This is a genomic window from Herpetosiphonaceae bacterium, assembly GCA_036374795.1.
In the GTDB taxonomy this organism is placed as follows: Bacteria; Chloroflexota; Chloroflexia; order Chloroflexales; family Kallotenuaceae; genus LB3-1.
In genome coordinates this window covers 1-23,328 of sequence record DASUTC010000099.1, presented here as the reverse complement: position 1 = coordinate 23,328, position 23,328 = coordinate 1, and the positions used below count along the sequence as shown (strand labels likewise).

15 protein-coding genes are annotated in these 23,328 nt (G+C 66.7%); all 15 read right to left on the bottom strand.

The window, feature by feature from the left end; all coding sequences use genetic code 11:
• Positions 1-186 (bottom strand): GDP-mannose 4,6-dehydratase (locus VFZ66_07075; protein HEX6288934.1); only part of this gene is annotated, 186 nt, incomplete at its 3' end.
• 3 nt (positions 187-189) lie between these two features.
• Complete coding sequence (locus VFZ66_07070; protein ID HEX6288933.1) at positions 190-1,329, bottom strand: class I SAM-dependent methyltransferase; 1,140 nt, start codon at positions 1,327-1,329, stop codon at positions 190-192.
• A gap of 569 nt (positions 1,330-1,898) precedes the next feature.
• Positions 1,899-2,648, bottom strand: a complete 750-nt coding sequence (locus VFZ66_07065) for a phosphoribosylaminoimidazolesuccinocarboxamide synthase (protein HEX6288932.1) — start codon at positions 2,646-2,648, stop codon at positions 1,899-1,901.
• A gap of 48 nt (positions 2,649-2,696) precedes the next feature.
• Positions 2,697-3,716 (bottom strand): phosphoribosylformylglycinamidine cyclo-ligase, encoded by a 1,020-nt coding sequence (gene purM, locus VFZ66_07060; GenBank protein ID HEX6288931.1) that lies wholly within the window; start codon positions 3,714-3,716, stop codon positions 2,697-2,699.
• 211 nt (positions 3,717-3,927) lie between these two features.
• Positions 3,928-4,737: a phosphoribosylformylglycinamidine synthase I gene (purQ, locus tag VFZ66_07055; GenBank protein ID HEX6288930.1), complete on the bottom strand. Its 810-nt coding sequence runs from the start codon at positions 4,735-4,737 to the stop codon at positions 3,928-3,930.
• A gap of 43 nt (positions 4,738-4,780) precedes the next feature.
• On the bottom strand, positions 4,781-6,487 hold the full coding sequence (locus tag VFZ66_07050; GenBank protein HEX6288929.1) for a hypothetical protein: 1,707 nt from the start codon (positions 6,485-6,487) through the stop codon (positions 4,781-4,783).
• A complete protein-coding gene (locus tag VFZ66_07045; GenBank protein HEX6288928.1) occupies positions 6,484-7,572 on the bottom strand; it encodes a M28 family peptidase in 1,089 nt (362 codons plus the stop codon). The genes VFZ66_07050 and VFZ66_07045 overlap by 4 nt, the downstream gene beginning before the upstream one ends.
• A 37-nt stretch (positions 7,573-7,609) precedes the next feature.
• A complete protein-coding gene (hisD, locus tag VFZ66_07040; protein ID HEX6288927.1) occupies positions 7,610-8,953 on the bottom strand; it encodes a histidinol dehydrogenase in 1,344 nt (447 codons plus the stop codon).
• A gap of 61 nt (positions 8,954-9,014) precedes the next feature.
• Positions 9,015-10,202, bottom strand: coding sequence for an NAD(P)/FAD-dependent oxidoreductase (locus VFZ66_07035; protein ID HEX6288926.1), 1,188 nt, complete (start codon positions 10,200-10,202; stop codon positions 9,015-9,017).
• 464 nt (positions 10,203-10,666) lie between these two features.
• Entirely contained in the window at positions 10,667-12,463 is a 1,797-nt protein-coding gene (locus VFZ66_07030; protein ID HEX6288925.1) for an SH3 domain-containing protein, read from the bottom strand.
• 356 nt (positions 12,464-12,819) lie between these two features.
• Positions 12,820-17,745 carry an amino acid adenylation domain-containing protein gene (locus VFZ66_07025; protein HEX6288924.1) on the bottom strand — a complete coding sequence of 1,642 codons (4,926 nt, stop codon included), beginning with the start codon at positions 17,743-17,745 and terminating at the stop codon, positions 12,820-12,822.
• Between the two features lie 20 nt (positions 17,746-17,765).
• Positions 17,766-19,292 carry an SDR family NAD(P)-dependent oxidoreductase gene (locus tag VFZ66_07020; GenBank protein ID HEX6288923.1) on the bottom strand — a complete coding sequence of 509 codons (1,527 nt, stop codon included), beginning with the start codon at positions 19,290-19,292 and terminating at the stop codon, positions 17,766-17,768.
• Entirely contained in the window at positions 19,289-21,010 is a 1,722-nt protein-coding gene (locus VFZ66_07015; protein ID HEX6288922.1) for an HAD-IIIC family phosphatase, read from the bottom strand. The genes VFZ66_07020 and VFZ66_07015 overlap by 4 nt, the downstream gene beginning before the upstream one ends.
• Complete coding sequence (locus VFZ66_07010; protein HEX6288921.1) at positions 21,007-21,234, bottom strand: acyl carrier protein; 228 nt, start codon at positions 21,232-21,234, stop codon at positions 21,007-21,009. The genes VFZ66_07015 and VFZ66_07010 overlap by 4 nt, the downstream gene beginning before the upstream one ends.
• A gap of 26 nt (positions 21,235-21,260) precedes the next feature.
• Positions 21,261-23,328, bottom strand: a 2,068-nt coding sequence (locus tag VFZ66_07005; GenBank protein ID HEX6288920.1) for a condensation domain-containing protein, incomplete at its 5' end; no start/stop codon positions are given.

The following is a 23,328-nucleotide window of genomic DNA, read 5'->3' as shown; positions in this document are numbered from 1 at the left end:
TGCCACCGAGAACGCATCTTCAACATCGCCCTCGATCAGCCGTACTCGTCCGTAGAGATGGCGAATCGTGCGATCGTCGGCTCGCCAGCGCTTGAAGCCGAAGACCTCGACATCCTCAAGCGTCAGCAGGTAGTCGGCCAGGTGCGAGCCGACAAGTCCGGTTATGCCGGTGATCAAAACGCGCATAGCTTAGCTCGCTCGCTCCGTGACTTCGCGCGCGGTCTGCTCGCGCATGGGCTGCCCCGACGCGACCTTTTCGGCCAGCACAAAGTACGGCCCGGTGCGCAGCCGACCCAGCAGGCGCACATCCAGCTCCATCAGCAGCGTCAGCGCGTAGAGCGCCCAGTAGACCGGGCTGCGCGGCGTCAGCTGGTGGCGAATCCGCCGCCGCGCCACGATCTCGCGCTGCGTGCCGTCTGAGGTTTCGACTGGCGCGCTCGGCTGTGTGAGCGGCACCGCAGCGCCGTCGCGCCTGGCCCGGTCGCGCGCGATCAGCACCTCGCCCAGCTTCATCAGCACGTGCTCGACGAAGCTGGTGATCACCGTATTCCAGAAGCGCACCTCGACCACCCGCATACCAGCCCGCTCCAGCGCCGCCTCGACTTCCTCGAATGTCCGCAGCGCCTTGACATGATCCGATTTGCGCCGCGCCTCGCGCTCGAAGTCGTAGACGCCCCGCCGGACGAACCACTGCCCAAGCCGCCGCGAGAGGTTGATCAGCGGCTGCACGCGCGAAAGCTCCCTGGTATTCGAGAACGCCGCGAAGCGCCCGCCGGGCCGCAGCACCCGCGCGCTCTCTGCCAGATACGCATCGATCACGTCGAGCGGAAAATGCTCCAGCACATCCACCGACAGCACCTTGTCGAAGCTGCCGTCCACAAAGGGCAGCTTGCGCGAGTCGGCCTGCGCCAGCGCGATCGACTGGATCGCCGCGTCCGCGTAGAGCGTCGCCGGATCGGAGCCGACCATCAGCCCCGCTGCGTCGGCGTTCCAGACGGCGAAGCGCCCGTTGCCGCAGCCGTTGTCAAGCACGCGATCCTGGGGTGTGAGCCGGAGCATGCGCCGCAGCACGCGCTGTCGCACGCCCGCAGCCAGCAGCGCCGGGGCAATATCGCGGTAGTCCAGCTCCTCGGCCATGTGCTCTTCTTCGGCCACATATTTCGATACGTAATCGAAGCTCGTGGCGCGCGGCATCAGATCGATGTACCCGTCGTGCTGCGGGTAGTCGGTGTGACAGTCGGCGCACTGCACTGCCGCGCGCGTGACATATAAATTCCGGCTGCCACAGGTTGGACACTGAAGCAGCCGGTATAGCTCTCGCGGAATCATGCGTTATCCTAGTGCAGAATCAAGAAGCCTGTTGAGGAACCAGCGCATACGATTCTGTATCAGAAAAGGCGACATCTGGGGAACGCCCCGGCTCAGAGGGCACTTGCCCCGGCCTGTCGGCCCACGAATAAACATATAAGCGAGGGGCGGCGTGGCCCCCCACCCTCCACACGGCCCGCGGGCACGGCGAACCAGAAGCCATTCTACCATAAAAGATCCACGGCTATGGCAACCCTGCGATATGCCACCACTGAACATGAGTCGCGCAAAAAGACCTTCCAGCGCGGAAGCAGCCCGAATCGCGCGCATAGTGGCCTGCTACGGCGCATATCTGGGAGAACAGGCGCGGATCGGCAGCGAATTTTGCGCGGATCGCCGCCCGATATGTGTCGGGGCGTGGTAACGGTGTTGGAATTATGATGCCGGGCACGTCGGTCGGGGCGACACGCCACCCAAAGGGTACCCGCGCCCTGAGCGTGGTGATGGTTTTTCAATCATGCTTTGGGAAAACGTCGGTCGGGGCGTATGCCATACGCCCCGACGTAAGCTTGGCAGCGTGCTTGAGCGGCCTACGCGCCGCCGAAGCGCTCGGTCAGATCCGCGACCTCGGCGTACTTTTGCTTGAGCGCGTCGAGGCCCTCGCCTGTCACCGCCTGCATGTTGCGGTAGATCTGCTTGTCGAGCATGCGCGCTTTCTCGCCCCCGGGCCAGATGCGCCATGAGTCGTTGTCGATCATATCGGCGACCAGCAGACCGCCCGATGTGTCGCGGCCAAACTCAATCTTGAGGTCGATCAGCTCGACATCCTGATCGGCCCAGGCTTGCTCCAGCAGGCTGAAGACATGCCGCCCCTGCTCGACCATCACGAGCACCTCGTCGGGCGTGGCAATGCGCCCCACGACGATCTCCTGAGCGCTGACCTGCGGATCGTGCCGGGCGTCGTCCTTGAGAAAGAACTCGACCAGCACGGGATCGAAGCGGGTGCCCTCCGCCGCCTCAGGATGCCGCCGCAGATAGGAGCCAGTCGCGCGCCGCCGCATCACCACCTCGATCGGGATCATCTCGCAGCTCCGCGCGACCATCTCGGTGGCGCTGGGCGCGGCGACAAAATGCGTGGGTACGCCCGCCCGGTTGAGAAACCGAAACACATTCGCCGCTGTCCGTCCGCTGAGCGCGCCCTTGCCCTCGATCTTGTTGCGCCGCGCGCCGTCGCCCGCGCTGATCGCGTCTTTATGCACCAGCACCACGAGTGCGGGATCGCTGGGATGAGCATAGACGATCTTGGTTTTGCCTTCGGCTCGTTTTTCGCCATATTCCATAGCTCTTGCTCCATCTTGCATGATCCGATCACACGGCCTTGCGGCGGCCTAGACCAGGCGGACGCGCTCGCCGTCGCCGCGCGCCTTCGTCGTGCCGATCACCTGAAGCTCAGGCACAACCGACCGGGCCGTCTCTACCTCGGCGGCGTCCAGAATCACGATCATGCCCAGGCCCATATTGAACGTGCGGAAGGCATCGTACTCGCTCAGCCCCGCGCGCTCGACTAAAAAGCGAAAAATTGGCGAAATTTGCCAGCTTCCACGCCGAATTTCGATACCAACGCCCTCCGGCAGCACGCGCGGCAGGTTTTCCCACAGCCCGCCGCCGGTAATATGCGCCAGCCCTTTGATCGGCACGTCGGTGGCGAAGAGCGCCTCGATATGCAGCAGGTACGAGCGATGGATCGCCAGCAGCGCCTCGCCCAGGCTTTGGCCGCCAAGCTCCTCCGGGCGGGTATCGTAGCCCAGCGGCTCGCAGACGCGCCGGGCCAGCGAGTAGCCGTTGGTGTGCAGCCCCGACGACGGCAGCGCCAGCACGGTATCGCCCGGCTTGATCGTCTCGCCGGTGATCAGCGACTCGCGGCTGACTACTCCGACCATCGTCCCGGCCAGATCGAACGCGCCCGCCGCGTACACATCGGGCATCTCGGCGGTTTCGCCGCCCAGCAGTGCGCAGCCGGCCTCGCGGCACGCTAGCGCCATGCCCTCAACGAGCGCGGCAACATGCCCGGCGTTCAGCTTGGCGGCGGCGATATAGTCCATGAAGAAGAGCGGTCGCGCGCCCTGCACCAGCAGATCGTCGATGCAGTGATTGACCAGATCTTGCCCGACGGTATCGTAGCGTCCGAGCGCCGCCGCGATCAGCGTCTTGGTGCCCACGCCATCGGTCGACGCGACCAGCACGGGATCGGCGTTGCGCGCCAGCGTGTCGGCGAGGCTGATCGCGCCGCCGAACGCGCCCATGCCCGCCAGCACCGCCGGTCCATGCGTGGCCCGCACGGCAGCCGCCATCATCTGCTTCGCGCGGTTGGCGGTGTCGATGTCCACGCCTGCGGATTTATAGTCCATGACTTCCTTTGCTCCAACGATTCGAGTTCCAAGATCAGGGATCAGAGGTCAGGGGCCAGGAGCTTCAAGTTCAAAGCTCCGAGCGTCTGCTCCTGGTTTGTTCGTTGTGCGCCGGGTGCCCATGCCCAAAGAGCGCCCGGTTCTTTGTTTGTTCCCAAGCCCCTTTGTTCTTTTGTTCCCTTGTTCCCTTGTTCTTCCTAATTCTTGGTTCTTACGCCGCGACATACGCGATCATATTGCGGAAGATCGCCAGGCCATCGCCCTCGCGCCGATCGCGCTGGCCGCGCAGCCACTCAGGATGAAGCTGCGGCACATACGCGCGGTCGGGGTGCGGCATCAGCCCGAAGACGTTGCCCGCCTGATTGCAGATCCCGGCGATAGCGCGCGCCGAGCCGTTGGGATTGTGCGGGTAGTCCTCGGCGGGCCTGCCCTGCTCGTCGGCGTACTGAAGCACGATCTGCTGGCTGGCCGCCAGCCGATCCAGCGTCTCCCCGGAGGCAACCAGGCGCCCCTCGCCATGTCCGACCGGCAGCGTCAACGTTTCGGCGATACCCTGCGTGAAGAGGCACGGGCTTTCGCGATTGGCGACCAGACGAATCCAGCGGCACTCGTAGTGGCCGTTCGCGTTATGGGTCAGCGTCACCGTCTGATGCGACGCCGAAGCGCCTGTCTGCTCCGCCGCGCCGGGCAGCAGGCCCGACTTGACCAGCACTTGAAAGCCGTTGCAGATGCCGAGCACGGGCCGTCCGTCGGCGACAAACGCCTGCAAGCGCTCGCTCAGCCGGTGGACCAGATCGACCGCCAGCAGCTTGCCCGCGCCCAGATGATCGCCATAGCTAAAGCCGCCGGGAATGACCAGCGCGGCGAAATCGTCGAGCCGCACGCCGCCCTCGGCCAGCCGATTGATATGCACGCGCTCCGCCCGGCCACCGGCCAGCTCACACGCGGCAGCGGTTTCCTCATCGCAGTTGATGCCTGCCGCGCGCAGCACCAGCACACGCGGCTGCTCTTGATAATGCATTCCACCCACCTATCTATGCACGTCGATTCTCGCCGGAATCGTATCACATCCGCTCGGTTGTTGCAGCAGCGCCCACGACCAGCGGCCAGAAGCCGCGCGCGCGCAGCTGCTCCAGCGCTACCTCGACATGCTCCGGCTCGACCAGCGCGCAGCCGGGGCCGAGCACCTCGGCGGCATCCGCCACGCCTGCCGCCGCCAGCACTTGCGCGATCGGCGTCTCCTCCGCCGTGACGATCATCGTCAGCGGTCGGTGCAGCCGCAGCCGACCGGCGCGCTCGGCCCAGAGCGCAAGCTGCGCCTGAAACGGCGGCGTGAGCTGCGCTCCCGCTTGCAGCAGCGCGCGCTCGAACTCCGCGACGGGCACGTCGTCTTCCAGCAGCCGCACCATGCCATCGGCGGCCAGCGCGTAGCGAGCGTGCGCGCCATGCGGCGGCAACATCTGCCCCGCCGCCTCGATCAGCCGCATCAGCCGAGGATCGACCAGCAGCGGATGTACCAGCAGCGTGGTCGCGTCCACGCTCTGCACCGGCGCTACGGCATCGGGGAGCGGCGTCTCGCTGTGGAGCCAGGCGGCGATCGGCGTGCGCTCACAGCTGGTTTCGTCCGCCGCCACGAGGCCCAGCCGTCCAAGCTGATGCAGCAGTTGTCGGACAATCGTCAGCGCGACCTCAGGCAGCGCCGATTCCTCGACCGGCACGCTGCGCCCTGTTGTCCGTGCGATCCAGATCGCGTTATCATCGCCCAGGCGGAACAGCGGCGTGTGCAGCGCGGCCAAGGTCTGCGCCAGCGAGGCGATGCCGAACGGCTGCTGATCGCACCACAGCAGCCAGCGCCAGAGGGTCGACCGTACATTAGCCTCGTGCTGCCCGACCACCGTCGCGCCGTCCACGTCCGGCCCGCAGGTCCAGATGAACTCACGGGTCCAGCTCAGATCGCTAATCGGGCGCGGACGCTGCCACGCATCGATCAACGCCGTCAGAAGCTCGCGCGGCGACTGGTTTCGCAGCGTGCTCCACTCCGGCTGCACCTGCCAGCGTCCGCGCGCCACGCCGACCGCGCCCATCGCGTGCAGCAGCGACAGCAGCAGCAGCAGCTCGGCAACCGGCAGATTGATTCTGCGGCTCAGCTCGCTGGCTGCCTCGTGGGTCAGCAGAAGCGGCTGGTAGGGCATGGCTCGATCCTGACTGGCGCGATGGGACGGGATCGCCACCGGGCGGGCCTGCTCGATCGCCGCGATCAACGTTTCCAGCGTGTAGCGCAGCCGGGCATACTCCGAGGGCTGCGTGTGCGGCGGCTCGCCTGGCCTGGCGGGAGCGATCTGACACGGCAGCGCGCTGAGCGCCTCGCTGGGCACCACCAGCCGCCGCCGGTCGCGAAAGCACAGCCCCAGCGAGGCGAGCGTCTGCATCTCGTTCGGAATATGGACGCGCATCAGCAGCGACTCCAGCTCCGGTCGGGCGGCTACCAGCCGGTCACGCGCCTGTGAGAGTGCGCGCTCATCCTCGACGCCGCCCAGCAGCAGCATCAGCCCCAGCACGGCCCGCGTCGGCTCCGGCAAAATTTTATACGCGGCCCGCAGTTGGTCGGGCCGCTCCAGCACCAGCGCCAGCCGCTCGATCGCCAGCGCCCGCCGCCGACCGGCAAACTGGACGCCGTAGCGCGCGGCGATACGATCGAGTTCATCCCACGTCGAGCGATTCAGGAGGTCGCGTACGGCGGGCGCTTCGCGAAATGATGGTCGTGTGCTCATGGTTGTGCTCGCGTCTCCAGCCAGCGCTCAAGCGTGCGACCCACGGCTTCGAGGCTGGCCGCGCTAACTTTATCGGCTGTGTCGCCGACCGTATGCCACGGGGGGTAGTCGAAATCGATCAGATCGACCGCCGCAATGCCCTGTTGCAGAAACGGCACGTGATCGTCGATCATCGCGTATTTCGGCTCAGGGATGAACTGCGTGTAGCCAAGCTCCGCCGCCGTGCTCCAGATCGAGTCGCGCAGCGCGGGCGTCGAGTTGGTTTCGTGGTAGATCTGCAAATCGGCATCGCCGATCATATCCACCAGGATCATCGCGTCGGGCTTGATCGGCAGGTGCTCGGCCATGTAGCGCGAGCCGACCGTCCACTCCCAGCCGTCGATCTCGCCGTTGTCCTCCACGTCGAAGAAGGCCAGCCAGACCTCGCGGCCCAGCCTGTCGGGATCGATGTGCCGGGCCAGCTCAAGCAGCACGGCCACACCGCTGGCGCCGTCGTTCGCGCCCGGCACCGGCTCCTGCCGCCGCGCCTCGTCGGGATCGCGGTCGGCATATTTGCGGGTATCGTAGTGCGCGCCCAGGATCAGCACCGGCCCCGCTCCGCGCCTGGCGATGATGTTGCGCCCCTCGACGCCGCGATACTCAAAGCGCTGCTCTTCGACCTGCCAGCCTGCCGCGCGCGCCTGCTCGATGATATAGTCGCCGGTCTGCTGCCAGCCGGGCGTGCCCGTATGACGCGGCACCCACTGCATCTGGTCGGCCACGATCGTCAGCGCGCGCTCGCCGCTGAACTGAAGATCGGCGATCGGCAGCGGCGCGACCGGCGTGAGCAGCGACTCAGGCACGGCGGGCGTTGGCATGCGCGAGATTGTGGGGAGCGGATCGCTCGCCACGTCGCTGGGAAACACTGACGGCGACACCGGAATCTCCGTCGGCTCAGGCGTGGCGCTCGGCGCAACAGGAGTCTCTGCGGCGCTCTGCGTGGCCGTGGCTGTGGCGGAGTCCGGCTGCAAGGGCTGTACGCTGCTGCACGCGACCAGCAGCAGGCACAGCAGGCACAGCCAGCGCTGTGGTCGGATGTGGAGCATGGCGCTTCCCGGTGTCGTTGTGCGGCGCGTCACGATCTTAATCCGTCGCCGCTTCGTCGAGCCGCCTGCGCACCGCCGCCGCGTGCGCCGTCAGGCCCTCGGCCTGCGCCAGCCGGGCGGCAGCAGGGCCGATCCGCCGCAGCGCCGTATCGTTCAGCCCGACCAGCGAGATGATCTTGCGGAAGTCGTCGACGTTGACCGGCGAGGCGTAGCGCGCGGTGCCGCCCGTGGGCATGATGTGGCTCGGACCCGCCACGTAATCGCCGAGCACCTCGAACGAGCGCTCTCCCAGGAAGATGCCGCCCGCGTTGCGCACCATGCCGACGTAGCGCCACGGATCGGCGACCAGCAGGCAGAGATGTTCGGGCGCGTACTCGTTCGCCAGGCGGATCGCGGCCTCGATCGTCGGCGTGACCACGATGCCGCCCTGTCGCTCGATCGAGATCGCCGCGATGTCGGCCCGGCTCAGCTCTTCGAGCTGCCGCCCGACCTCGGCCTGCACCTGCTCTGCCAGCGCCCGCGAGCTGGTCAGCAGGATCGCGCTCGCCAGCGTGTCGTGCTCGGCCTGCGCCAGCAGATCGGCGGCGGCCAGGCGCGGATCGGCGCTTCCATCGGCGATCACCAGCGTCTCGGTCGGCCCCGGCAGCGCCTCGATGTCGACCACGCCATAGACCGCGCGCTTGGCAAGCACCACGAAGATGTTGCCCGGCCCGACGACCTTATCGACCTGGCGGACGGACTCGGTGCCGTAGGCCATCGCGGCGATTGCCTGCGCGCCGCCCAGCTTGTAGATCGTCTGCACGCCCGCGATGTCGGCTGCCACCAGCACCAGCGGCGAGATCTGCCCGCTGTCGCGCTGCGGCGGCGAGCAGACCACGATCTCGTCGACGCCCGCCACGCGCGCCGGAACCGCCGCCATCAGCAGCGACGACGGCAGCGGCGCGGTGCCGCCCGGCGCGTACACGCCCACGCGCTCCAGCGGCACGACGATCTGGCCCAGCGCGCCCTCGTGGCTCCAATCGACCCAGCTCTGGCGTACTTGCTTACGATGGAAGCGCTCGATCTCAGCCGCCGCCAGCCGCAGCGCGTCGATCAGCGCGGGCTCGATCTGCGAGTACGCCGCGTCGATCTCGTCGCGCGCCACGGCGACCGATTCTAGCTCCACGCCGTCGATCGCCGCGCTATAGCGCCGCAGCGCCGCGTCGCCCTCCTGTCGCACATCGGCGATAATCCGATCGACCGCCTGCGCGGGTGTGGTGCCCGCGCCAAAGATGCGATCCAGGCTGGCCTGAACCGGCGGCGCGACCGTCACATCCTCGAAGAGGCGACGGCGCAGCACCGTTTGCCGGGCCTCTGCCAGATCGGTATAGATGTTGATCATATATATGCTAACCTTTTTTTAATCATTGTATGTGTATTGTGCATAAATCACAAAACGGACGCTACTCGATCCTGAAATAGCGCTGCTCGCGCCGGTTATAGCCCGCGCCAAGCAGCAGCGCGCGCCTGCCGGTGCCGGTGACGCCCAGCAGCGCCATCGTGGTATCGCGCATCAGCCGCGCCGGAGCCGACGACCAACTGCCGACCGCGCCGATCCGCCGCGACGCCGTCTGGATGCGCGTCACGAACGGGCGGCGCAGCGATTGGTACTTGCGCCCGACGCGGTTAAGGTTGGCTCCCGACTGAAGCGCGGGCGCGAGCAGCCGCATCAGCACCAGCGCATCGACCATCGCGGAGTTTGCGCCCTGGCCCATGAACGGCGTCATCGCGTGCGCCGCGTCGCCGACAACAAAGACCGGCAGCTTCCACCAGCGCCGCAGATCGATCTCATGCACCTCGCTATAGTTGACCTGCGACCAGTCGCCGACCGCGCTGAGTACCTCGGCGACGCGCGGCCCGAAGATGTGCCAGCTTTCGATCCAGAACTCAAGCTGGCTTTTCAAGATTTTGCGCCAGCCGCCCACGGGCACCGAGCAGAAGAAGTAGGTCTGCTCGCCGGGCAGGGGACAGATCCCGAAGCGCCGCCCGTCGGGACCCCAGATCTCGCGGATCGTCGAATCTTCCAGCCGCAGCTCGGCGATGCCGCGCAGGTATGCCTGCCCGATCGGGTGTTTGCGTGCCCGCAGCCCGATCGAGTCGCGCACCGTCGAGTTGATACCATCGCAGGCGATCACCACGTCGCACTCGTGCTCGCAGCCGTTGGCAAAGCGCAGGCATGCCCGACCGCCGTCGTAGCTGATGCCGGTGCAGCGGTGGCCCGTCAGCACGGGCACGCCGGCCCACTCGACGGCGGAGAGCAGATAGGATTGCAGATGGTAGCGCATCACGACGGCGCTGTAATTGTGAGGGATCTTGAGCCTGCGGAAGTCGAGCGTCGATAAGCGCCTGCCGTCGGGCAGCTCAACCGCCAGGGTCGGGGACGGGCGCATCACCGGACGAAGCTGATCCAGCAGATCCAGCGCTTCCAGAACGCGCAGCCCGTTGCTGTGCAGTAGCAGCCCGCCGCCGACGCGCTCGAAATCCAGCGCCTTCTCGAAGACGGTCACGTCCAGGCCAAGCTTCCGCGCCGCCAGCGCCGCGCTCAGCCCGGCAGGCCCGCCCCCGACGATTGCCACACGTGCCTGTTTCATGCTCAAACGATCATGCTCCGCCAGGCGCGAATCCGCCGTGCGCAGCTCAACCCTTGACCAGCGATCACGATGTACCTTCTCAGTGATAGCGCGTACGTTGCGTACGAGCCACCGTAATAGACAGGCGCTATTGTAGCATGGACGCCGGGTGGTTCTGGTTTAGAGCGATGGTTGGAATTATTGGACTGTGGATGGATCGTAGCCCCAGTGGGAGAGGGGTGGCGCGGTAGCGCCGGGGTGAGGGCCTGCACGAAATGCCTCCGCGCCTGCACGAAACGCTTGAGCACCATGCCTCAGCCTTTCTGCACCGTGTCTCAACGCCTCTGCACCATACCTCAGCCCTTCTGCACCTGCGCTCACCCTTGTTCCCTTGTTCACTTGCTCCATTATTCCCCCACTCCCTCTCCCCGCACAACAAAAACGAGCAGGATCGTGTCCTGCTCGCTCTCGTGTCTGCTGCGTGTTTAGCGCTGCGGGATCTCGATGTGATACGCCGGGTCGCTGCTGTTGCCGGGATGCAGGAACTTCGACACGCGCGCGTCGGCGTCGACGGCGGCGATGAACCGGGCATCATTGGTGATCGATCCCGGAGAAACGTCGATCACGCCCAGCACCGCCGGATCGGCGCAGTGCTTTGAAACCGTGCTCGGCCCCAGCTCACGAATTCTGGCCTCCATAGCGGCGATGATCTCGGCGCGATCTTTGCCCGCCGCCCGCGACGCAACATACACATCGATCACGCGATCGCCGCCCGCCGCATAGAGCGCCTTCTGCGAGGCGACGCCCTTCGAGACGATGTTGTCGTACATCACGCGCGCCTGGTTGTAGGGATCGCGCGAGGTGCTGGTGATCGTCGCGCTCGTCTCGCCTGCCGCCGCCAGACACTCCTTGAGCACCTGAAGCGTGTACGCGCTGACCACCGAGGCATCGGCGTTGGAGCCGAAGCTGACGGTAATGCCGGAGGTATCGCGACCGGATGCGGCCTGCTGCCCCGGCTGCTGCCGCTGCCGCGCCGCCGGCATCGTCGGCGTCGTCGCCACCCGATCGCTGCCCTGGCTGAACTCCGGCAGCCCCGCGTAGTAGCGGGCACGCGCCCACACATCGGCGGAGTAGTCGTCGCCGGTGCTGCCGATGTCCAGGCGCTCCAGCGATTGAACGTTTTTCACGCCGAAGTTATAGGCGGCCACCGCGCCGCGCAACTGCTGCGCGGGCGTCCAGCGCGGAAACTTGCGCTCGATCTGCTCCAGGTTGCTTTTGAGAATGCCCGCCGCCTGCGCGATATGCTCTTTGCTGTGCGCGGAGCCTGCCAGCTCGTGGTAGCGCTTATCGACCTGCATCAGCCCAAAGCCGTTGCCGTGATCGCCGTAGCCGTTGCGATCCAGCGCCGTACCGCCGCGCGACTCGCGGCTGGCAATCGCGGCCAGCAGCGCCGGAGGCAGCCCCGTCGCCTCACCGACCTCGACGAAGTTTGCCACGTACTGCCGCAGGGCGTTGAAATCGCGCTGCGCCAGCTTCTCCGACGCCTCGACGCCGCCCTGTCGGTGCCCATCCTGGCGCGCGGTTGCCGCCGACGCGCCCGTCGTCTCTAGCTCCGAGAGGATCGCGTTGGGATTGTGGCCCTGCGCGGCCTGACCTGCGCCGCCCGTCGTGGTTGCCGGTCGCTGCTGCCGACCACCCTGAGTCGCGGGCGTGGCATCTCGCGAGCCGCCGAACAGCCCCCCGGCAGTTTCCTTCGCGCTGCCCCACATCTCGCCCAGGAACGATCCGACCTGCCGGATGCCGGAGTTGAGCGCGCCGCCGACCTGATCGAGCATTCCTGGCTCCTGCGGCTGCGGCTGCGCCGGCGCGGGCCTGAAGGTGGCGTAATCGCCGTGAATAAAGCCCACGCTGTCGCCGAGCTTGATCCGCAGCCACTCGCCCTGGCGCGCGAGCACCTGCACCACCTGCGAGCGCTGGAGCCGCCCGATGCGGTTGGCGGTCTGCGACGGCGCTTGTCGCACGTTCAACACCGTTGCGGTCACGGTCGCCGTGCCGATCGGGCCGCCCGCGACGGCATGCCGCATGATCGACGGCGCTTCGGTCGTGAGGCGCTGCACATGCTGATTGCCGCTGACCTGCTGCACTTTGCGCAATACCGATTGCTGCTGCGAGGCATGGAGCCGCTGAAGCTGCTCCGGCTGCGCGCTCATGCACGCCTCGGCGGGCGTCGGCCCGCTATCCTGATCTATCTGTGAGTGAGGCTGTGCGGCTTTACGAGCCATGTGGCTAGACTGTGAGGCGTTGTGCTGAGTTGGTTTGCTTTGACGTTTTGTGCTCATGGCTACCCACTTTGGTCGAACGTGATGGATGATCGGTCGGTGCAGCGCCCGTGCGCTGCGGCGAGAAGCTCCTATCGGCCAACATACGGCACGGCGTGTGATCCGTCAATATGACTTTATTCCGCAGGTAATCCTGCGCGCCGCCTTCCAATCAGGTCAGACGCGATCAAGACTCCCCGCCGGGCGATCGTTTTACGGCAGCGGGGCGGGAGCGCCCATGCTCTCGGCCAGGAGTTGCGGGATCAGCGCGCCCAGCTCTCGCGCCTGGTGCTTGACGAAATAGTGTCCGGCATTGGCGATCACCTTAAGCTCGACGCGCTCGGCGGTGCGCTGCCAATCGTGGACCCGACGCGCATAATCTTTGGGAGCGGATCGCTATCGCCGACCAGGCAGAAGACCGGCGACTGAAGCCTGGCCTGAGATTCTGCGTGCAGCACACGCTCGAAATAGTCCATCGCGCAGCGTCCGTCATGGCGGAAGAGCTTCATGATGAAGCGCAGCTCGGCAGAGTCGATCTGGCCGTCGAATGCGCCCAGGCGCTTGAGGTAATTATGCAGCAGTGTATCTGGCACAGCGCTATTCAAGAGCGATAGTCGCGGCAGGCTCAGCCCAAAGCGGCGCGGGCGCGGCGGGAGGAGCGCGCCCAGGAAGATTGCCTGAGCCGGCGTGCCTGCTGCCTGCAACAGCCGCGCGATCTCGACGCTGATAGCGCAGCCTGCCGCGCAGTGTCCGTAGAGCGCGACGGGCTGATCGAGCTGGCGAATCGCCTCCACGCAGCGCCGCGCGATGGCCTCGACCGGCTCCAGCGGCTCGTCCTGGGCGCTGAGATCGTGACCTGGCAGTTGCACGGCGTACAGCGCATAGTCGGGCGGGAGCGCCTGCGCCAGTGGCCGATAGGCAATCGCGTTGCCGCCGCCGTAGGGCACGCACACGAGTGTCATCGCAGGCCGCTGCGGGCCGCCGATCCGATGCAGGATCGAGCGCTCCGCCGGGAGTCCCGCCTGCATGAACGCCGCCTGCTCGCGGATCGTCTGGTGCTTCAGCACGTCCACGACCGATACGGCGTGCTCAAGACGCTGCGCAAGCTGAATCGCCCGGAACGAGTCGCCGCCGACCTCAAAGAAGTTGTCGTCGATCCCGATCTGCGTTAGATTCAGAACATCGGCCCAGGCGCGCGCCAGACGTTGCTCCAGCGGCGTGCGCGGCGGGCTGGATCGACTCTCGCGCTCTGTGCTCGCCGCCTGAGGCGCTGGCAGCGCTTTGCGCTCGACCTTGCCGTTCGGCGAGAGCGGCAGCTCGTCGAGGAAGACGAACGCGGATGGAATCATATACTCCGGCAACCGCGCGCCGAGATGCTGGCGCACGTCGGCAGAACCAAGCACTGAGAGCTGAGAACAAGAATCATCGGCTGCGCTGTTCGCTGTTCCGGGTGCCATGCCCAAAGGGTGCCCGGCGTCTTTGTTTGCTACGACGTACGCCACCAACCGCTGGCCGCCGTGATCGTCGCGGACCACGACGACCGCGTCGTGTACGGCGGGATGCTGGCGCAGCACGGCCTCGATCTCCTCAAGCTCGATCCGCAGACCGTGCAGCTTCACCTGATAGTCGATGCGGCCTAGAAACTCCATGTTGCCGTCGGGCAGCGCGCGCACAAGGTCGCCGGAGCGGTAGAGCCGCGCGCCCGGAATGCTGCTGAACGGATGGGGGATGAACTTCTCGGCGGTCAGCGCGGGGCGATTGTGGTAGCCACGCGCCACCTGCACGCCGCCGATATGCAGCTCACCGGATACGCCAACCGGCACGGGCTGGTCGTAGCGGTCGAGTACATAGATCTGCGTGTTGGCGATCGGCCTGCCGATCGGCACGATCGGGCACTCGTGCGGCTGCGAAAAGTCCCAGTACGTCATCTCCACCGCCGTCTCGGTCGGACCGTAGAGATTATAGAGTTTGGCCTTGAGACGGGCGAAAAAGCGCGCCTGCACCTCGACGGGCAGCGCCTCGCCGCTACAGAGGACGCGCCGCAGACGTGTGCAGGATTCGACGTTCGGCGCTTCCAGAAAGACACGCAGCATCGATGGGACGAAGTGGATCGTGGTGATCTGCTCGCGGTTGATCACGTCGATCAGGTACTCAGGATCTTTGTGGCCTTCAGGCCGCGCCACGACCAGCGTCGCGCCACTGATCAGCGGCCAGAAAAACTCCCAGACCGACACGTCGAAGCTGAACGGCGTTTTTTGCAGCAGGCGGTCGTCAGCCGCAAGCGGATAGGTCGCCTCAATCCACAGCAGGCGGTTACAGATGCCGCGATGGGTATTCATCGCGCCTTTGGGCTTGCCCGTCGAGCCTGAGGTGTAGATCACATACGCCAGATCATCCAGATCGAGCGCAACCTCAGGATTATGCGCGGGCTCGCCGCGCAGGAGATCGGCATCGTCCAGACAGATGCGCAATGCGCTTGTCTCCGGCAGGCGCGCGAGAAGCTGCGATTGTGTCACGAGCACCGGCACCTGGGCATCTTCAATCATGAACTGTAGGCGCTCGTGGGGATAGGAGGGATCGAACGGCACATAGGCTGCGCCCGCCTTGAGAATGCCGACCAGCGCCACGACCAGATCCAGCGAGCGCTCCAGGGACACGCCGACCAGGCTGCTCGGCCCGACGCCGTGCCGCCGGAGGTGATGCGCAAGCTGGTTCGCCCGTCGATTCAGCTCGTCGTAGGAGAGACGCTGCCCCTGGAAGACGACCGCAATCGCGTCGGGCGTGCGCGCGGCCTGCGCTTCGATCAGCGCATGGAGGCTGCCATGCTGTGGATAGCTCACGTCGGTCGCGTTCCACTCCGTCACCAGCGTGCGACGCTCCCGCTCGGTCAGCCAGGGCAGATCGCGCAGCGGGCGCTCGGAGTCGGCGACGATGCCGCGCAGGAGCACCGTCAGATGCTCGGCAAGTCTGGCGATCGTATCGGCGACGAAAATATCGGTGTTGTACTCCAGCGTGCCGAGTAGCCCGCCGCCCTGTTCGACAAAGGTCAGCGTCAGATCGAACTTGGTCGTGCCGCTGTCGAGGCGCACCGGCTCGAAGCTCAGACTGGGCAGCTTCAGCGCGGCCAGCGGCGTGTTCTGAAGCACGAACATCACCTGAAAGAGCGCATGCCGACTCAGGTCGCGCTCCGGCTGGAGCATCTCGACCAGTTGCTCGAAGGGTAGCTCCTGGTGCGCGTACGCGCCCAGGCAGAGGTCGCGCACCCGTCGCAGCAGCGCGCGGAACGTCGGCGCGCCGTCCAGGCCGACGCGCAGCACCAGCGTGTTGGCGAAGAAGCCGATCAGCCGCTCAAGTTCGGGACGGGCACGATTGGCGATCGGCGTGCCGATCGGCAAGTCGGTCTGGCCCGTGTAGCGCGAGAGCAGCGTCGCGAACGCCGCCAGCAGCGTCATGAACAGCGTCGCGCCTTCGCGCTGGCTGAAGGTACGAAGCGCCTCGGCGAGCGGCTGCCGCAGCTCGAAGCTGTGGCGCGCGCCCCGTCCCGACGGCAGCGCCGGACGGGGCCGGTCGATCGGCAGTTGCAGGATCGGCAGAGCGCCGCGCTCGGAAAGCTGCTGCTTCCAGTAGGCGCGTAATCGTTCCAGAGCGGCGTCTTGCAGCCATTGGCGCTGCCAGACGGCAAAATCGGCGTACTGGATCGCCAGCGGGCTGCCGGCTGGGCCATACGCTGGCGGCGTATGCGCGAGCAACGCCTGATAGAGCGCGGCTAGCTCCTCGACGAGCACGCCCATCGACCAGCCATCGCTGATGATGTGGTGCAGCACCAGCACCAGCAGATGCTCGGCCCGATCAATCTGGATCACGACCGCACGAATCAGCGGGCCGCGCTCAAGATCGAAGGGCTGCTGTGCCTCCGAAGTCGCCAGATCCAGGGCGGCAGACTCGCGCTCAGAGGTCGGATGGGCGCGTAGATCGATGGCTTGCAGCGGCATCCTCAGCGTGGGCGCGATCACCTGGATCGGATCGCCGTCGCGCACACCGATCGTCGTGCGCAGCGTCTCGTGGCGCGCGATCACAGCGTTGAGAGCTTGCTCCAGCGCGGCGAGGTCGAGCGGCCCATGCAGCCGCACAGCGGTCGGGACGTTGTAGGCGGCATTGCCCGGCTGAAGCTGATCCAGAAACCACAGCCGCCGCTGCGCGAACGAGAGCGGCAGCGGCTCGTCGCGCGGTACGGGCACGATCGGTACCTGCGGCACAGCGGTGCTCGGCTCGGTCTGCTCGATGCAGCGGGCCAGCTCCGCGATCGTCGGATGCTCGAACAGACGGCGCAGCGGCAGATCCATGTGGTAGGCGCTGCGCAGCCGCCCGACGACCTGCGCGGCGAGCAGCGAGTGACCGCCCAGCGCGAAGAAATCGTCATCGCGGCCTACCTGATCGACGCCCAGCAGCTCTTGCCAGAGCACGGCAATGCTCCGCTCAAGCTCGGTTCGCGGCGGCGCATAGTGCTGCGTCAGCTCGCGGGAGTGTCGCCGCCGCTGGCGGATCTGCGCCAGTATCCGATCGCCGCTGCGCAGCGTCGTCGCGATCTCGCTCACCAGCGCCGATCGGCGCGTCGGTGCCAGGCGCTCCCAGCGCATCGCCAGCAGATCGGAGGCCGCTGACGAGTCGTGCCGTGCGGCAGCGGCGGCAGGTCGCGCGATCGAGGAAGCGGCGCGTGGTCTTTGGGACGGCGCGGCTAGCGTCGGCGCTGTGGTCAACACGGCCAGCGGCAGCGTTACCTGGCAGCCGTCCTCGGTTGTCTGAAGCCGGTCGCCCGCGATGTGCTCGACAAAGGCCGCCGCCGCGCCATTACGCGGTGTCGCGCGATGAACCAGCCTGATCCGCTCACAGCCCCGCGCCTGGACGATGTGCGCCACCTGTTGCAGCGTCAGGTCCTCGACCTGCTTGCCCAGGACGCGGCAGTTCAGCACAAAGCTATCGACCAGCGCCTCCGTCCGGTCCCACGCCACGACGATCGCGCCCGCCACGCCATAATCGCCGAAGCGGTCGCGGACGGCGACGAGCCAGCCGCCGCTCTGGTCTGCTTCCAACAGCGTCGCCAGCTCATCCACGGAGCGCGCGCGGCCCGTCAGATGAAACTCTGCGGTTCGCTCCGTCAGGTACGCCACATGGGCCAGATCGCCTTCGACCAGCGGCTCTAGCGTGACCTCAACCTGGAGCTGAGCTAAAAAATCTTCGAGTCGCATCGCATCTCCTTCAGCGGCGATCACGTAAACGATTGGAGGATCTCGATCTGTCCCGCCGAGCCGGGCGAGGCCAGCCACGCCGCGATCCGCGCCGCGACCGGCTCCGGCGGCAGCGCGGCCTGATACTCGGTCGGCGTGCTGGTCAGATCGGTTTGCAGGCGGGGCGGTCGTGCCACCAGAAAATGAACCATCGGGTACTCGCGCGCGGCAACGGCGGCTAGCCCTTCGATCGCGCTCTTGGCCGCGACATAATGCGGCCACGCGGCGGGCGGCGATGTGACCGCCGCCGAAGAAAGCACGACCACCCGGCCATCGTGCTCGCTCAGCGTCTCCAGAAACACCGCCAGCGGCGTGCTGACCAGCGCCAGGCTGCGCGCAACGTAGTCATGGATGCGCTCAAGCGCGCCGGGATCGAGCCAGAGCGGCACCAGCGCTGGAGAGGCGTTGCAGATCAGCATATCCAGCCGTCCATAGTCGGCAAGGACGCGCTGACGAGCGGCAGCGCACCACGCGGCGTCGCCGCCGTCGCCTTGCAGCAAGACGACCTTGCCGGGCGCGTCGGTGCCCTCTGGGCCAAGCTGCCGCTGAAGTTGCTCGGCCTCGGCGGCGCTGCGCTGAAAGTTGGCGACGACCGTACAGCCTTGCAGCGCGAGCGCCTGCGCCAGCCGCGCGCCAAGCCCACGGCTCGCGCCGATCACCAGCGCCACACGGCCCGCCAGCCGCTCGGAGCGCTCGAAGGGCGCGTCCAGCAGGCCGCGAGCCTCAGGCAGCACGAACGCCCGTAGCTCGCCCTTTGCGGTGGGAGCGCCGGTAGGAGTGTCCAGCGCTACGTCGAGGCGCAGCAGATTGAAGCGCGGATCCAGCGTGCGCACTACGGCCCGATAGCTCAGCGGCCCGGCCTCGGATTGCGGCTCCCACTCCAGCGCCAGCCGCGCGAAGAGCGCCCTTCGTCCGGGCAGCTCCATGCCGATCAGATAGCTGGCCCAGAGCAGCGCGGCAACCTGCATCGGGCTCAGACCTTTGTCGGCCAGATCCCAGCGCGCGATGAGATCCGCAAGCTGATGCCAGTCGGGCGTGTAGCAGCCGGAGACGCCGCTGCCGGGTACGAGGTCGGCAGCCCGACGATCCAGCGCCTCGGTATGCGCGGGCGCGACCGTCTCATGATCCTGAGCTGGCCGCGTCCCGCTGCCGGGCCGGAAGCAGACGTTGAGCCGCAGCACGGCGCGCTGACCGTCGTAGAGCCGCACGCTGGCGCTCTCCTCCGTCTGCTGTCTGATCTCGATGCGATACGCAACGCCCGGAAAGATCGGGCTGAGAAACTCTAGCACCAGGCTCGTCAGCTCATCATCGGGTCGAGCCGTGAGATGGCCCAGGCAGACCAGCGCGCCCAGGATGCCGAAGACAACCGGCCTGCCGTACGCGGTTTTGCGCGCGTACTCCGCCGACAGATGCAGCGGGTTGCGGTCGTGGCTGGCCGCGCTGAAGCAGGCCAGATCGTCGTCGGAGAAGCGCAGCGTCGCCTTTGGGCTGTGAGGATCGCCGCTCATCGCCGCGCCGCCTCCCCCTGGACGATATAGGCGGGCCAGCCTGGTCGGCGTAGCTCGCCGGGCTGGCCGCAGCTCGCCGCGCCGAGCGAAGCGAAGAAGCGCCGGGCTGGCTCGTTGCGCGGATGCTCCTCGACGGCGGCGACAAGGCTGTGCTGGCCGCGCTGCTCCAGCTCGTCGAAGAGATCGGCGAGCATAGCCTCCTCGATGCCACGGCCCAGCGCCCGACAGCTCAGCAGAAAGGTGTCCAGCTCGGCGGATTGCGCTTCCAGATCGACAATGTACGCGCCCACGATGCCATAGTCGCCATAGCGATCTTGCGCCTGAATCAGCCGCACGACGTAGCGCTGATCGGCGCAGAGCGCGGCGAGCTCCGGCTGGCTGCGACGGCGACAGTTGAGGTTGAACTGATTGGTTTTGGTGACAAGCTGGCTCAGCCGGGGCAGATCGCCAGCGGTCGGCGCGAAGATCTGCACCTGCACGTCGAGCTGAGCCAGGTACTCCTCGCGCGATATGCTCTGGCTGCGTACGCTCTCCCGCTGTCGCTCCTGGGCGTAGAAATCGGCGCGCTGCAAGTCCTCGGCGGTCGGCGGCAGGCGATCCAGGCAGCCCGCCGCAGCCATGACGCGCGGCCACTCGGCGGGATCGGCGGGCATGCAGATGCAGGCAACCTCCGGCAGCGCCGCGCTGACCTCGGCGATCTCTGCCGGATTGTCGTCGATCAGCACCAGGCTATCGAGGCCCAGGCCAAGCTCGTCGGCGATCTGGCGCAGCACCTCCGATTTGGGCTGCCAGCCGATGCGCCACGCGGCGAAGTGCGCTTGTTTGAGCCGCATCTCGCGCCGCTCGAAGACCGCCCGCACATCGTCTTCGTGGTTCTTGCTGCACAGCGCCAGCAGCACCCCTGCCCGACGCAGCTCAAGCAAAAATGCCTGGAAGCTGCGAAACGCCTCGCCCGCGCCGCCATCGCGCAGATCGACGCCATCCATCCCATCCTCGCCGACCACGCCGCCCCACAGCGTATGGTCGGCATCGACCACCACGACTTTGCGCGCTGCCCTGCGGCTGATCCGGATCAGTCGCGCCAGCCGCTCGCCGACCGCCTGGAAGCACGCTTCGGTAAACGGGATCTTGGCGATGGCAAACATGCGCTCGTCGTAGCTGGCGCTGCTGCCGAGCGCCCGCACGATCTCTTCCAGGTCGAGCAGCAGCACATGGCGCTGCCCGCTCAGCCGACGCCGAAGCTGCTCGCGGACCAGCGTTGCCGTCGCGGCGATGCCGGTGGTCAGATGGGCATCGCCCAGGCCAAGCGGACGGACTTCCGGCAGCGCGGGCAGCACGAAGATCAGCGTACACTGCCAGCGTCGGGCCGCGTCCAGACAGGTTTCGGCCAGCGCCAGCGCATCGTCGACATAGCGGCGGTTGTCAGCGACCAGCGGGAGCGGCTGTCCGCTCCACAGCTCCTCAAGCCGGGGCCAGCACAGAAGCAGATCGGGATTGTACGCCGCAGTTTCGCTGGCGTCGGAGAGGCATTCCTGCGCGATCTGGTTGAACGGGCCGATCCAGATGTCGGCGGGCAGGCCAAGATCTTCCAGCGCCACGCCGCAGTACGGCACGATCGGCGCGGCGGTGAAGCTTGCCAGCACGGCCACCCGAAGCTGCTCCGGTCGCTCCGAGCGAAGGATCTGCTTCCAGCGCAGGCGGATCGATAGCAGGCTCATACGTCGGCTCCTTTGCGGCGCAGCAGCCCACGCGCCGCGCCGATTGACGTCATCTGCTGGATCTCCTGGGTGCTGAACTGAACTCCGTAGGTTTCCTCCAGCGCCGCGATCAGATTGACATGCGCCATGCTATCCCAGGCTTTGAGCGCGGCCTGCGCTGTCGCGTCCGTCAGCGATGATGGCTCCACGTCGAGAATACTGCCGAAAAGCTCCTCAAGGCTCATGCTAAAAACTCCTTTGGGCGGATCGTCTATCCTGATAGCGCCACATCCGCCGGAACCGCGATCCGATCGGCGGAAACAGCGGGCCGGGGCGACACATCGGCGGGCTGTAAGATCCAGACGTGGCGCAAAAATGCCGGAATATCGTCGGGGTTGGCCGGAAGCTGAAGCGTCATCACCTGTGGCAGCAGGGCGCGAGCCTCGGCACATGCGACCGGACTCTGGCTGATGTAGAGCAGGCGATCCAGCGGCACGCGCAGCTCATTTGCCAGCGCCCGCAGGTTGTCGGCGGTCGACTCCCAGTTGATGCGCCAGGAGGTCAGATGACTCAGCCGCAGTGGCTGGTCGGGGTGGCTGCGGAACGCCGCGATCACGTCGGCCTCGCGGTTGTTGCTGCACAGACACAGCCGCGCGCCGCGCCGCGCTTGCCGCAGCATCAACTCCTGAAGCGCGGCATACGGCGGCGTGACTCGCACCTGCTCAGGCTCATCCTCGCCGACGATACCCTGCCACAGCGTATGGTCACAGTCCAGCACGATCACATCGGGCCTGAGAGAGGCCAGCCCGACGATCGTCCGCGCAATCGCGGTGCCAAGCGCGGCAAAGCCCGCGTCGGTGTACGGAATATGTCCGAGCGCGTCGGTCTGTGCGTCGTTGACCTGCGCGATCGCATACTCGGCGGCGATGCCGGTCAGATCGAGCATATGGACCGAGTCGAGCGCTGCGAGCGCCTGCGTGAGCGCCTGCTGGGCCTCGATCACGTGACGCAGACGATCGGGATCGGCGGCAACGGCATCGGAGGGCGGACACAGGCCGATCAAACAGGGCTGCGCAGCGGCGAAGCTGCGAACGGCATCGCAGAAGTCCGCGCTATTCTGCCGCAGCCGCGCGCCGAACTCGCGCGCGCTGTCGCAGTGCTGCGCCCAATCTTCGAGCCGCAGCAACACAACGTTGATGCCGTCGACGTTCGCGCCGAAGCTGCTGGTGGGATCGAGAAGCTGCTGAAAGACCTGACCATAGGCCGCGAAGTCCAGCCGCAGTGGAATGTTGAACTCTTCCATCCAAAAGGCCAGCGCATCGGCGATCGGATCGGCGGTGAAGCTAGCCGCCACAACGATCTGAAGCTTCGGCGATGGGATACGCGCATAGATCGTCGAGAGCCTGATGTCGGGATCGGCACTCGCGCGGCTCAGAACCTCCTCGAAGTTCGCCAGCAGCCGCACGATCGTCGTCTCGTCGAAAAGGTCGCGGTTGTACTCCAGCGTGCCGGAGAGGACGCCACTCGTCTCCAGCATCGAGAGCGTCAGGTCGAACTTGGCCGCCTGGGTGTCGGCCTCCAGCATCTCCGCCTCGATACCCGGCAGCTCGAAGGGCGGCAGCGGCGCGTTTTGCAGCACGAAGAGCGTCTGGATCAGCGCGGTGTAGCGCAGATCGCGCGGCGGGCGGAGCAGCTCGACCAGATGCTCGAAGGGCAGATCTTGATGGGCGTAGGCGCCGAGGCACGTCGCGCGCACGCGCTGGAGCAGCTCGCGAAAGCGCGGATCGCCCGCAAGCTGCACCCGCAGCGCCAGCGTGTTGGCGAAAAAGCCGATCAGCCGCTCGGTTTCTGTATGGGCGCGGTTGGCGCTCGGCGCGCCGATCAGCAGATCATCCTGGCGGCTGGCGCGGCTGAGCACCGTGGCGAAGGCCGCCAGCAGCGTCATAAAGACGGTAACACCCGTCTGCTGGCTCAGCCGCTCGACCGCCGCCGTTAGATCCTGGGAGAAGCTGAACGGGTGGCGTTTGCCGGAATAGCTGAGCGTCGCCGGGCGTGGGCGATCGGTGGGCAGATCGAGGATCATGGGGGCCTGATCGAGCTGGCGCTGCCAGTAGCGGCGGAGGCGCGCGCCCGCAGGCCCGGCGAGCCACTGGCGCTGCCAGCGCGCGTAGTCGGCGTACTGCACCGGCAGCGGCGTGTGATCGGGAAGGTGTCCCGCACGCACCGCCGCGTAGGCCGCCGCGACTTCGCGGCTGAGCACGCCCACCGACCAGCCATCGGCGATGCTGTGGTGCAGCGTCAGCAGCAGGATATACTCAGCTGCGGCCAGGCGCAGCAGC

Excerpts from the sequence above, each read along its gene's own strand:
- VFZ66_07070 (HEX6288933.1), bottom strand. The coding sequence starts at position 1,329 with ATGATTCCGCGAGAGCTATACCGGCTGCTTCAGTGTCCAACCTGTGGC.
- VFZ66_07065 (HEX6288932.1), bottom strand. The coding sequence starts at position 2,648 with ATGGAATATGGCGAAAAACGAGCCGAAGGCAAAACCAAGATCGTCTAT.
- purM (HEX6288931.1), bottom strand. The coding sequence starts at position 3,716 with ATGGACTATAAATCCGCAGGCGTGGACATCGACACCGCCAACCGCGCG.
- purQ (HEX6288930.1), bottom strand. The coding sequence starts at position 4,737 with ATGCATTATCAAGAGCAGCCGCGTGTGCTGGTGCTGCGCGCGGCAGGC.
- VFZ66_07050 (HEX6288929.1), bottom strand. The coding sequence starts at position 6,487 with ATGAGCACACGACCATCATTTCGCGAAGCGCCCGCCGTACGCGACCTC.
- VFZ66_07045 (HEX6288928.1), bottom strand. The coding sequence starts at position 7,572 with ATGCTCCACATCCGACCACAGCGCTGGCTGTGCCTGCTGTGCCTGCTG.
- hisD (HEX6288927.1), bottom strand. The coding sequence starts at position 8,953 with ATGATCAACATCTATACCGATCTGGCAGAGGCCCGGCAAACGGTGCTG.
- VFZ66_07035 (HEX6288926.1), bottom strand. The coding sequence starts at position 10,202 with ATGAAACAGGCACGTGTGGCAATCGTCGGGGGCGGGCCTGCCGGGCTG.
- VFZ66_07030 (HEX6288925.1), bottom strand. The coding sequence starts at position 12,463 with ATGGCTCGTAAAGCCGCACAGCCTCACTCACAGATAGATCAGGATAGC.
- VFZ66_07025 (HEX6288924.1), bottom strand. The coding sequence starts at position 17,745 with ATGCGACTCGAAGATTTTTTAGCTCAGCTCCAGGTTGAGGTCACGCTA.
- VFZ66_07020 (HEX6288923.1), bottom strand. The coding sequence starts at position 19,292 with ATGAGCGGCGATCCTCACAGCCCAAAGGCGACGCTGCGCTTCTCCGAC.
- VFZ66_07015 (HEX6288922.1), bottom strand. The coding sequence starts at position 21,010 with ATGAGCCTGCTATCGATCCGCCTGCGCTGGAAGCAGATCCTTCGCTCG.
- VFZ66_07010 (HEX6288921.1), bottom strand. The coding sequence starts at position 21,234 with ATGAGCCTTGAGGAGCTTTTCGGCAGTATTCTCGACGTGGAGCCATCA.